Source organism: Bacillus cereus group sp. BfR-BA-01524, from assembly GCF_022662595.1.
GTDB classification, from domain to species: Bacteria; Bacillota; Bacilli; order Bacillales; family Bacillaceae_G; genus Bacillus_A; species Bacillus_A thuringiensis_S.
On sequence record NZ_JAKUDW010000132.1, the window covers coordinates 1 to 12581 of the forward strand.

Consider the following 12581-nt stretch of genomic DNA (forward strand, 5'->3'; position numbering starts at 1 on the left):
CTATAGAATTTATAAATCCTCTCAATCCTTCACCAGTAGCTTTTACATAGTCACCTACCTTAAAATCACTCACTTTAAAAGTAGCACCAACCGCTGGTACAATTTTGACAGTTTGAGTTCTATTATTAGGTCCCACTAACTCAATAAAAATGTCTTCACTAGTCACCTTAATAACACGCCCTTGATTTGTAATTGAATTATCAACAGCTGCACTAGCTTTTTGAGATTCTAAACCTGGAAAGTTTGTACCCGCAAGTACTGTAAACCCTAATGCACTTGCTAACATTACTTTTTTGATATTCATTTTATTACATCTCCATTCAAATTTTATTTTGCATAACTCACTACGTGTAACCATTATAGTTTCAACTTGAAGGAAAGTCGGTTACAAAAAAGTTACATATTAAAAATTAAATGAAAAAATATTTTTATTAATGGGAAACGCTATAGAGAAGACCTGGTAGAGTTATAATTACATAAACTAATTTTTTGAATGGAGAGCAACAAAAGAAACAATATACTTTATAAAGATGATATTGACTTATCGAACGGTTGTAACTAAAATGATTACATCTATGTCTCTACTAGAAGGGAGAATCTCAATATGAAATTTTTTAATATACTTATACTAATATGCTTAATTATTTTGCTATTAATTAGCTGTAAGGCAATGGGGAAATTAGAGGAGGAGAAAATCTATGAAAAAGGGGAGAATCCAACAATAGAAACAAATTTAAAGATAGAAGAAAAAATGGTAGATATTGATGGACAGAGTATTTATTTTAAGCAAATAGGAGAGGGAAAACCCCCTTTGCTTATGTTTCATGGATTTGGAAATTCCTCTGATGGTTTTAAAGATATCTATTCAGACTTAGCAAAAAGTCATTCTATTATTTCAGTTGATTTATTAGGATTTGGGCGTTCTTCAAAACCCATTAATTATTTATATACATTTCCTAATCAGGCAAATATGTATTATAAACTCATGAAAAAGCTAGGATATGACATTTTTGCTATAATGGGGCATTCCATGGGAGGGGAGTTAGCTTTAAATTTAACGTATTTATATCCCAATGCAATTACACATCTTATTTTGGTTGATGCACCAGGGGTAGAAACTTTGCAAAAAGAAATATTTTCACCTAAACCAAGTCTAATAGATACATTAGATACAGTAACTGATATAAGAGAATATAAGGAAAATGATGTGAAATATAAAAGGAGTAATATAGACCATTATAAAGAACTACGAAAAATGATAGAAAATCCTATATCAATGGATCCTAAAAAAATACAAGCTCCGACTTTAATAATTTGGGGAAGAAAAGATAAGAGTGTTTCTTGGAAAGATGGCAGAAAATATCAAGAACTAATAAAAAATAGTACATTAAGAGTTATTGAGAATGGATACCATGCTCCATTTCGGCAAGAACCAAAAGAGTTTATTAAGTATATTGAGGAATACTTTGAGAACTATCCTTTTTTAAAAGAATAAAGAAAAGTGTTAAAAATACAAGCTAGTATCAGTTCTTAAAGATTCAATAATTTTTGTACTGAAAATATGACTTTACTTTTCAGTGTTCCTTTGTAACATAGGGATTTTACCAACAAAACTGTTATCAAACTATTAAATTTAGATATTAAAAACCGCATCCCAATTATAAGACATATAGTCATTAATTGGGATGCGGTTTTATTACATTGAAAACCCTTATGTACTTTTACAAAACTCTTAATATAAATAGTTACAAAACATTACGCGTATCGGCTAAATTATAGATAACGCTTTTCTGCGAAAACTACCAATAGGGAATCGTATACTTAGTTGTTATTAGAGAAAATCTAAATTTCTAATGCATTTGCAATAATAAATTTTTACATCTTGTAACCTCCTTTAACTAAATTACATTGTATATAAGAGATCATTTTTGAAGTTAGTAAACATTAACCTTCTTCTAATATCAAACCTATTAAACAATGTAAAAAATCACCTTTTTCCTTTTGACTTAGATATTAAGTATACGTCGTATTAAGTGCAAAATCTTTACAGAAAGGTAACAAGTACTTTTTGTATAATATTTTATAAGTAGAATAGCTGTTGAATTGTAATGCTTTTGTAACGATTTCTCAATTGATGAAAGTTATACTTATGGTGCACACGCTTAGCATGTCACTTTAAAAATAAGAACGAGAAGATGTCAAAAATGTAGTAGAGAACATAGATACAAGTGGGGTTGTAAGAACTGATGTTTCGGGATTAGATTTACCGATATCTATGTGGAGATTAAAATGATTTACATAAGTAATAGTTGGAATTTAGTTATTTGAAATTTAATTTCATTTATATGGGTTTAAGTTACTAATAAAGTTATTATATTGAAAGTGAACGTGCGATAAGGTGAGAAGAAATTTATTGATTGACTAATCAATTGAGAGTAGTGATGAATAGTAGAAACTTCAGTCTAAATAGTGATAGATAAACTAAGTTATAAATATAATCTAGTTTGACTAATTTACAAATCTAAGTCCCTAATGTTTTTCTGGATTTTTAATAATAAAAACGAGGTAAATATATGAAAACGAAAAAAATTTTTTATAAGGCGATATCTATGATAGGACTAACTTCAGTTTTATCAATGGATACATTTGGCCCAATAACATTAGCAGAGGAGAAATCTGTAAATAATAATTTAGAAAATAAAAAATTACAGGCTTTGAAAATAAATTCTCTCGATTCACCTTCAGATAGGGTTACGAGTCCCATTCAGAGATGGATTTTACCAGAAAAAAATTCTAAAGTCCGTACAGGGCCAATTACTCATGTACTTATTCATTTTATGTCAAATGCGGTTGCTAAACCAAAAGATCCTTATAACGTAAGAGACGCTTATAATAGTTTTTTAGATAATGGGTTATCAGCTCATTATTTAATTGATAGAAATGGGTTAGTATACCAACTTGTAAATGAAAACAGAGTTGCATATCATGCTGGGAAAGGTAGTATTTCTAATTATCCAGAATATACAAACAAGCTTAATGAATATTCTATTGGAATTGAACTACTTGGTATCGGAACGTGGAAGGAAATGGAGATTATGATGTCCAGGGAAACATATGATTTAATTTCTCCTCACGATATTGGATATACAGATGTACAATATAAATCCTTAAAACTATTATTAGAGGATATTTATAAAAGGAATCCAAATGTTCAGAATGATAGAGAACATATATTAGGGCACGATGAATATGCAAAAGATAGAAAGACAGATCCAGGTTCTTTATTTGATTGGTCTAAAGTTGGTTTTAAATAATATTTAAGATTTTCAGTAGCAAGCTATTAAGTTATTTATGTAAGAGAGAATAAAAAAGGAGTGAATAGAGCTGAGAAAGAAAACTCTAAAAAAGGTAATGATATTTTTAAAGGTATTTTCAATAAGTGGTGGACTAATAAGTATATGTACACCTACGTATGCAGATGGAGAAAATTCTGTTATCCACGTACAGTCTCGCGATGTTAAAGCATTCAAGGATAGAGAGAAAGCTGAAGCATGGGGGAGGGAACGTTATACTGGTTGGTATAATAATTTGACAATTGTAGAACAAAAATCATTAACAGACTATACAACTGAAAAAGGGTATCAAATAAATAAATATCTTAGACAAAATAAAGGAAATATTAATATTCGAGAAAATAGTTTTCTGAATAGGAACATTATAAATTTAGATAGTGCAATAGAAAAAGCAAAGATGAAAGAATCTATTAAAGTGTATAGAAGAGTAGGAGAAAATGCCTTTGGTATGGAGGCTGATAGTTTAAGGAATAAAAATACAATTAATAGGGAAAAATATCAGGAATTAGCAGAAAGGTTTATGAATAAAGAAATAAAAGAATATGGTTATTTAAGTACAACACTCGTGAGGGAAATTTCTGATGAAGCAAAAATTAAATCACCAGAAATAGCTTTAATGCCAATTATTCTTGAATTAAATATTCCCAAAGGAACAAAAGCGGCATATATAAATGATTTAAGCGATAAACCGTGGGAACTAGAATTATTAGTTGGAAGGGGATCGACTTTTAAAATACATGGGATGTCAATTATTGTAGAAAACGGAAGGGAGCGTTTAAAAGTAACAGCTGATTTATTAAAAAAGTAAGGATTTAATATAGATATGAAAACAAGGGTAATTGAAGATGAGAGTAGTATATAAAAATTCTTTATATATTTTTTTGTTTTACAGAAGGAAGAATGCTGCCTCAAAAATGTGAATATGTGAACCATTTTTAATGGAGAGACGAATGCTGGTAGGCGCAAGCCTACTTTTTTGTATTCTATTAAGAAGAATCTTAGAAAATGAGATGCAATTCATGTTAATAAATAAAGAATATAGAATTCGTATCTATTTGAAGAAAAGACAAGAAGTCTTAATTACAAAAACGATTAGTTGTAGTCGATTTTTATTCAAACGTCTCCATACTATGTGGAATAATACTTACAAAGAAACAGAGAAGAGATTAATTTATTAATCTTGTTCTGCTAAGCTCAATCATTGAACTAATCACCACTTAACGTCCTTATGGACTTTTTGAAGTGGGAGATTCCTGCGAACACCAATGTATCCACCGGTTATCTTAGCAGGCTCTACCCGTAGTCCCTACGGTGAGAACAAAAGTATTTTGTACGTTGACGCACCACACTCCCTACTTTAGCTTGGTTTTCGCAACTTCGGCAAGCATGGGGCGATAGAACGTTGAAGATTTTACGGTTGCAACGTTATTCTGCAACCAACCTTATAACTTCAGTTTTCGAAGAGCAATCTGTACAAGTAAATGATAGCAAACATGTTGGCTTATGCCAACCGACATACACCTCCCACCTAAAATTGGTGTTTCACACCTTCACATTTTTGAGGAAAGAGTCTTCTGACGGAAAACGATAAAATATAGAATGACTCCCCACGTTTTAATTCTAAATGAAATCCTATCTTATAAGACCAAAGAAATCCGTGGAAATATCGTTGTAATAAAAAATAGAATTTTAACTATCTAAAATTGAACTTGTGAAGTTTGCAAATATCTGTGAGATAATAGCACGTATTTTAAATGCTACCACTAGAAGAAATTTAAGTAATAAATACTTTATAGCTTTGTAATTTAGAAAAGATAACACAAAAGATACATAAAAAGGAAACTGAATTGGGGATGATGTGGGATTTAAAGATATTGCTATGTTTTCAAATGGTACTACATATAAAAAGACTAAAATATTTCGCGAATTAAAAAAAGTTAGCGGATACACAACGTATTCTTTCCAGAAAAACAAAAGATTCATTGAACCAAAATAAATAACGTGTGAAAGTGGTACAAGTCCAAAAATATATTACTAATACAAGTAAGTAATATATAGCAAACTTACTTAGATATTTTTTGTTCGTAGTATTTTCCCATGAGATAATGTACAAAAAAATCCAAATCTTGACTGCATCTTAAAACCTCTTCATGTCTTAAGTCATATTTGAGGGTAAGAAATGCTAGCTCATGTTTTTTTTCTTCTATAATTAATTGTAATTCACTTTTTTCTAGTTCCATTTAAACCATTCCTTCGCAAAAAAAATTAAAAATATGTTGATACATTAATAAAAATATCTTTCCAAGAAATAGACTGCTTAAGAGATGATCTTAATTAAAAATAAGTTAAACTGCCTCAAAATAGATTGAAAATAGCGGATATATATATTGTAAATTACATAGTATTAAAAGTCGGTTACAAACAATGTAATTTAATTTACAATTAGCTATTAACATTTGGAAAAAGAGAGTGTACAGCCCTATTTTTTCATGAAATGTAATCAAAATGTCATTGACTTAGGAAAGTATTGTAACTAAAATGGTTACATGTATGAAGAGCGTAGTCATTTTACGTTAAATTCAAATACTATGTAATATTTGAATTTAACATTTTTGAGCGAGCGTAAAAACTGTACATGATTAATTTTATTCGATTGAGGGTATGTTAAATTTTAGTTTGTAACCTTTTTGTAAAGATTTTTAAATCCTTACAAATTATACTTTTCATGTACCAATGAAATTATTTGTTTTAAAAATATTATATAAAGGATAGCGAGTGTATGAGGAACATAATAAACTTTTTCTGGATTGCGATTATATTAGCAGGTTGTTCAATAGAAGAAAGACCCAAAAATTTAATAACTACACCATCTGGTGAAAAATGGTTAGAAGAATTAAAAAGTCAATTGGATAAAAACCTTCCGAATAATTACGAGTTACTTACGCCGGAATCCAATAAAGAAAAACAAATGATTTGGTTATTTAATTCTGAGGAAGGAAAAAAAAAGAAAGCTGTGTTACTTTATAAAAATCCCAATGAGGACTGCAAAGTTCATCTATCTATATATCAACAGGACAATGGGATATGGGAAGATATGGAGGACCTGATTCTCTCTGGGGTGAAGGTCGATGCTTTGGAGATAGGAAATTTCACAGGGAATCAAAAAAAGGAAATTTTGATAGGAATATCTAGTGAAGACGAAAATACTAAAAATACAATGCATGTATTTTCGGTAGAAAATTCCGATCTAAAAGAAATTTACAAACAAGATTATACAAAATTATTTGTAGAAGATCTTAATCAAAATGGTATTAAAGATATAAGTTTAGTGACTTATCAAAAAGATCAATACTTAAAAGTAAATTTCATAGAGAAATTTAATAAACTATCTGAGATTTCATTTGATCCAAACATAAATGGAATAGCAAAAGTGCAACTGGGAAATATTTCGAAAAATAGCAAAGGAATTGTTATTGATAGTGGATTTGGTGCTCATTCAGGAATTACTTATGTAGCTAATTTCATTGAAAATCAATTTAAAAAAATATATAAAGATGATGAAAATCCATTAACTGCAGAATCATTGGTGGAAAGCAAAGATGTAAATAAGGATGGAATTATTGAGTTCCCCAATACATTTGAACCGAAGGGATGGGAGGAACAACCGCATTCTAATCGTCCTTTGTTTGAACGCTATTTACAATGGGAAGGAAATGATTTCACCCCAATTGAGGAAAGATATGTAAATGTGGAGAACGGATATTATATTGAAATTCCAAAAGATTTAATAGGCAAAATTACACTTGAAAATAATAAGACAAAAAATATTCAACGTTTACTTAATACTGATACAAATGAGACATGGCTTCAAATATATACTTTTAACCCTAAAATAGATGTAGATACAAAAAAATTCCAAAAAATATTAAAAAATACCTCTAGGATAATAGCTGTTCCTAATCAATCAAAGTATAAAAAATGGACATCTAATATTAAACCATTGTCCGAATATCAGCAGGATTAAAGGAGACAGAAAGATGCAAACAATTTTAGTACTTGAAGATGAATTAACAATTCGTAGTTTTATTGTCTTAAATTTACAACGTGCTGGTTTCAATGTATTAGAAGCTAGTACTGGTGAAGAAGCATTAGAAATTTTTAGAACGCATCAAGCTATAGATATAGCCTTATTAGATGTGATGTTACCAGGAATAGATGGATTTGAAGTATGCAGAAAAATACGTGATTTTAATGATCAATTAGGAGTCATTATGCTGACAGCATGTGTCCAAAATCAAGAGATAATACAAGGATTAACCATGGGAGCGGATGATTACATAGAAAAACCATTTAGTCCTACGGAGTTAATTGCACGTATAAAATCATTATTAAGAAGAATAAATTTGAATATGAAAGATGGTGATTTAATTCATTCAGGTCCATTTGTATTGAATATTTTGGAGGAGAGTTTATATAAAAAAGGTAAAGAAATAGAATTAACACCAACAGAATATATGATATTGTTTCAATTAATGTATAATTCTTCTAAGCCAATTTCACGTGATGAACTTCTAAATACAATTTGGGGTGAGCATTATGAAGGGGAAACAAAAGTAGTAGATGTAAATATCAGGCGGATCCGTCAAAAGATTGAATTAAATCCTTCAGATCCCCAGTACTTATTAACTATATGGGGGAAAGGATATATTTGGAAGGTAAGTGTGAGATGAAAAAAAAAATCAGTTTATATTTCATGACTGTTATTGTCCTTATGCTCGTATTGTTTGAAGGAGTATTTTCAATCGCAATTCATCATTATTATTATAATGGGATTTTGCATTATGTTGAATCACATGCTAGAGCTAGCACTAAATTTTTTTCAGATTATAATTCTATTTATGATATACGATTGCGAGAATATAGTGGGGATATTATAAATTCTTTCCAATTAAAAGGAACAGAACTACAATTACTGGATAGAAATGGAGTTGTCATACAATCGTCAAATGGTTATATAGTAAATGAAAAAGTGAAAATTCCTTCAATAGTATTAGAGGGGGATGTAAGCCATAGAATTGTTAGCAAAAAGAACGAGGGGAAATATTTGGAAGTGCTAAGCCCCTTTATTCATCAAGGGCAAACTATTGGGATATTAAAGTATTCAACTAATCTTAAGTATGTAAATCAAAAAATTATTGATATTATCTCAGGGACTATTTTAATTGGAATTATTATATCTGTAATTGTTTTAATAGTTAGTATACATTTGGCTAATATATTTATTAAACCAATCCAGTCTATTATTAATGCTTCTTCAAAAATTGCCCAAGGGACGCTGGAATGTGAAATTAGAGAAGATTATCCTGGGGAGTTAGGCGAACTGGCTCGTAGCTTAAACCACATGGTAAAAAAAATAGATCAGACAACACACATGAAAAATGAATTTATTGCTTCTATATCCCATGAATTGCGTACACCGTTAACAGGGATAAAAGGGTGGAGTGAAACATTGGGCACTGTTGATTCATTAACAGAGAAAGAGATAAAACAGGGAATGAGTATTATTACACAGGAAACGGATAGGCTTATTCATTTGGTGGAGGAATTGTTAGATTTTTCGAAATTGGAATTAGATTATCCTAATCTATATAAAGAGAATATTTTATTACAAGAGTTAATTAATGAATCAATTTGGCAATTAGGAACGAAAGCAGAACAAAGAGAAATTAAGATTGTATGTGAATTAGAAGAAGTAGAAATTACAGGTGATAGAGATAGATTAAAACAGGTATTTTTAAATCTGATTGATAATGCAATAAAATATTCAAATATTAAAGGAATAATTACGGTTACTTTATTAAAGAAAGATCAAGTTTTAATACGTATAACTGATCAAGGTATTGGAATTGCAGAAGCGTATTTACCATATATAAATGAATCCTTTTACCAAGTTAATACAAAATCCTCTGGTTCAGGTATAGGATTAGCTATTGTAAAGAAAATTGTTGAACTTCATAATGGTTCAATACAAATTGATAGTGAACTAGGAATAGGTACAACAATTACAATAAAATTACCCATAGAAAATAAAGATTGAATATTTTGAATTTTAATTTTCTATGTAAATAGGAAAGGAACTTAACAATATTAGATATATGTTTGAAATTACATATATAGTATTTTCCCTATTTATAATGATGTACAGTACAGTTTTATTTTTTATGTATCAATCAATTACATCACCGATAGTAAAAGAAGAAAATATAGTCCAGTTAGGCAGGGAACAAAAATATTATGAGATTAAAAAAATTACCTATTATTTATAATGAAAAGGATAGGAAGATTGAGTATTTGACATTTGATGATAGACCAGAAAAACACTTTTAATTTGTTGTAAAAATTTTTAAAAAGATATTTTTTTTGGTTGCAACAAAGTTAAAGCGTTTTCCTAAATTGGTAAAACAAGTGAATTTAGAGGTGTTTTATGTTGCATGATTTTAATAAATTGTATAAAAATCAATAATATGTAAATGAATTGAACTACTCACCACTTAACGCCCTTACGGACTATTTGAAGTGGGAGATTCCTGCGAACACCGATGTATCCAACAGTTATCTTAGCAGGCTCTGCCCGTAATCCCTACGGTGTAAACATAAGTAACTTGTACGTTGACTTACCACGCTTGCTACTTTAGCTTGATTTTCGCTACTTCAGCAAACGTGGGGCGAAAGAACGTTGAAGATTTTAAGGTTGCAACGTTTTTCTGCAACCAACCTCATATCTTCAGTTTTCAAAGAGCAATCTGTACAAGCATATGGTAGCAAACATGTTTGGCTTATGCCAACCGACATTCATCGCCCACCTAAAATTGGTGTTTTACACCTTCACATTTTTGAGGAAGGAGTCTTCTGTCGGAAAACGATAAAAGAAGATCAAAATTCACTTCATAAGGTTATAATAAATTCCCTAGTTTTAATGAGACCATCATATAGAATAAACCTTGGTCTAAATGAAAAAGTACATTACGCAGTCTTTGAAGCAGGCTTTAACGTATTTCCCGAAAGAATTCACCTTCCTCAAGCGTGTGAAGGGATTAGCCCGACGATAGGGAGGAGATGGATTTCGGTTTGGCGGAGCCAAAAGGCTTTTCTTGTTATTTTTCCTTTTATAGAATCAGTCTTATAAAGAATATGATATATTATCACCTTGTATTGGTTGTAAAACACAGAATAAATGTGTTCAATGATGATATATCAGACTATGCAAAAGACATGTTTGTCAGGTTATCTGAGAATTGCAACTTAACTTTGGTAGAGTAGAATTATGATGTAGATTATGTTCATATTTTATTCAAGGCTCATCCGAATATGGAAATGATAAAATTTATTAATGCTTATAAAAGTGCAAGTTCTCGACTCATCAAGAGAGACTTTCCACGAGTGAAGATGAAACTTTGGAAAGAGAAGTTTTTGTTTATTAACTACTGGTGGTTCGCCAATAGAGTTAGTAAAAAATATATTGAAAATCAAGGTAAACTGATATGACGAAGTACAATAAAGTATATAAATTCCGTTTGTATCCAACAGAATAACAAGCATATCTTATGCGTAAAACCTTCGGTTGTGTACGTTTTGTGTATAATAGAATGTTAGCTGAACGAATAGAAGCGTACGAAAAATACAAAGATGATAAGGAACAACTAAAGAAACAAAAATCTCCAACTCCTGCGAAATATAAAGCACAATTTGAGTGATTAAAAGAAGTAGATTCATTAGCTATGGCAAATGCTCAACTAAACTTGCAAACTGCCTATAAGAATTTCTTTAGTGGTCAAAATGACTTTCTAACATTCAAAAGTAAAAAAGACAGAAAGTCTTATACAACGAATGTAGTAAACGGAAATATTATGTTGCTGAATGGTTATATCAAATTGCCAAAAATGAAAAAGGTACGTATCAAACAACATAGAGAGATGCCACAAGATTATAGGATCAAGTCATGTACGATTTCTATGACACCTACTGGTAAATATTATGTGTCCATCTTGACTGAATATGAAAAAGAGATTGTACAAAAAGAAGTAGAGAAAGTTGTTGGATTAGACTCTGCGATGAATGGATTATACGTTAGTTCTGAGGATGAGAAAGCCAATTATCCTAAGTTCTATCGTAACATGTTAGACCAATTAGTAAAGGCACAACGAGTATTATCAAGGCGCAATAAAGGTTCTGAGCGTTGGAACAAACAACGTATTCGTGTAGCTAAGTTACATGAGAAAGTAGCTAACCAACGTAGGAATTTCCTTCATCATGAGTCTAAAAATTTAGATGCTCATTTTGATGTTGTAGCTATTGAAGACTTAAACATGAAAGGAATGTCGCAAGCACTTCATTTTGGAAAAGTGCTGCTGATAATGGGTGGGGTATGTTCACTTCTTTCTTAGCTTATAAACTAAACGAACAAGGAAAACAACTTGTAAAAATAGACAAATGGTTTCCTTCCACCAAAACATCTAGTAATTGTGGAAATATGAAAAATATGACTTTATCTGAACGTGTCTATTCTTGTACATGTGGTGTAAATCTCGATAGAGATTATAATGCAGCTATCAATATCAAAAATGAAGCAATACGTCTATTAGCGTTAAGATAAATAGCAATAAAATAACCTTTGGAACAAGGGAGTTAGCTCGGCTGTCTAAGGACAAATTCGTTAGCTATCAAAAGTAATGATTAACCGAGAAGCCCCACTTCAAACAGTCCGTTAGGACGTTAAGTGGGGGGATTCACAGTAATATAATAAGAAATAGCTGCTACAATAATTGCTTCTAATGTAATTTCAAGTGTAATAGATAATAAAGAAGATATGATGATTTTTAACAAATACTCTCAATCAGTTGATGCTCTGTAAAAAATTATTAAATGATTAAAAAAGGATATAAATTTGAACTCTATTGAGAAGAATATTATATTCCCCTTAACCTTTGGCAGAATAAACGAATTTAATTTAAAAATATAAATATATTTTATACATCGAACTACGTGAAAACAGTTATTTGTATTTCCAGTTTGATGTTTTTTTAGTTTATATATTAATAAATTAATTATATAAAAATCATACAATTAATTTATTGATATATATAATTTTACATGGATTTATAAAAGACTAAATTGTGTAGTGATAATTTTAAAATTTGTATGTTTTATGTTTTATGTTTTATGTTTTAT

The 12581-nt window shown here is 30.0% G+C and carries 9 protein-coding genes and 3 pseudogenes; 10 read left to right on the plus strand and 2 right to left on the minus strand.

Annotation, left to right across the window (positions count from 1 at the left end; genetic code table 11):
* Positions 1 to 304: pseudogene (locus MR170_RS27695) on the minus strand (ATP synthase subunit A); the annotation flags it as partial.
* 300 nt (positions 305 to 604) lie between these two features.
* On the opposite strand from MR170_RS27695, the gene MR170_RS27700 reads away from it, so the two are divergent.
* From MR170_RS27700 to MR170_RS27715, 4 genes are all read left to right on the plus strand, one after another.
* On the plus strand, positions 605 to 1495 hold the full coding sequence (locus MR170_RS27700) for an alpha/beta fold hydrolase (RefSeq protein ID WP_242310185.1): 891 nt from the start codon (positions 605 to 607) through the stop codon (positions 1493 to 1495).
* 1078 nt (positions 1496 to 2573) lie between these two features.
* A complete protein-coding gene (locus MR170_RS27705; protein ID WP_242310187.1) occupies positions 2574 to 3314 on the plus strand; it encodes an N-acetylmuramoyl-L-alanine amidase in 741 nt (246 codons plus the stop codon).
* 97 nt (positions 3315 to 3411) lie between these two features.
* Positions 3412 to 4161, plus strand: a complete 750-nt coding sequence (locus tag MR170_RS27710; RefSeq protein WP_242310189.1) for an ADP-ribosyltransferase — start codon at positions 3412 to 3414, stop codon at positions 4159 to 4161.
* Positions 4162 to 4372: 211 nt separating this feature from the next.
* Positions 4373 to 4531 (plus strand): helix-turn-helix domain-containing protein, encoded by a 159-nt coding sequence (locus tag MR170_RS27715; RefSeq protein WP_242310198.1) that lies wholly within the window; start codon positions 4373 to 4375, stop codon positions 4529 to 4531.
* An 885-nt stretch (positions 4532 to 5416) separates the two neighbouring features.
* Here MR170_RS27715 and MR170_RS27720 read toward each other — a convergent pair.
* Positions 5417 to 5593 carry a Spo0E family sporulation regulatory protein-aspartic acid phosphatase gene (locus MR170_RS27720; RefSeq protein ID WP_242310191.1) on the minus strand — a complete coding sequence of 59 codons (177 nt, stop codon included), beginning with the start codon at positions 5591 to 5593 and terminating at the stop codon, positions 5417 to 5419.
* A gap of 539 nt (positions 5594 to 6132) precedes the next feature.
* On the opposite strand from MR170_RS27720, the gene MR170_RS27725 reads away from it, so the two are divergent.
* The 6 genes and pseudogenes from MR170_RS27725 (at position 6133) to MR170_RS27750 (ending at position 12006) form a co-directional block, all read left to right on the plus strand.
* A complete protein-coding gene (locus MR170_RS27725) occupies positions 6133 to 7377 on the plus strand; it encodes a hypothetical protein (protein WP_242310193.1) in 1245 nt (414 codons plus the stop codon).
* A gap of 13 nt (positions 7378 to 7390) precedes the next feature.
* On the plus strand, positions 7391 to 8083 hold the full coding sequence (locus MR170_RS27730) for a response regulator transcription factor (protein ID WP_242310194.1): 693 nt from the start codon (positions 7391 to 7393) through the stop codon (positions 8081 to 8083).
* A complete protein-coding gene (locus tag MR170_RS27735) occupies positions 8080 to 9450 on the plus strand; it encodes a HAMP domain-containing sensor histidine kinase (RefSeq protein WP_242310196.1) in 1371 nt (456 codons plus the stop codon). The genes MR170_RS27730 and MR170_RS27735 overlap by 4 nt, the downstream gene beginning before the upstream one ends.
* A gap of 639 nt (positions 9451 to 10089) precedes the next feature.
* Positions 10090 to 10539, plus strand: a complete 450-nt coding sequence (locus tag MR170_RS27740) for a hypothetical protein (protein ID WP_242310200.1) — start codon at positions 10090 to 10092, stop codon at positions 10537 to 10539.
* Positions 10470 to 10898 (plus strand): annotated as a pseudogene (gene tnpA, locus MR170_RS27745) (IS200/IS605 family transposase). Before MR170_RS27740 ends, tnpA begins: the two are co-directional and overlap by 70 nt.
* Positions 10895 to 12006 (plus strand): annotated as a pseudogene (locus tag MR170_RS27750) (RNA-guided endonuclease TnpB family protein). Before tnpA ends, MR170_RS27750 begins: the two co-directional pseudogenes overlap by 4 nt.
* Positions 12007 to 12581 lie beyond the last annotated feature (575 nt).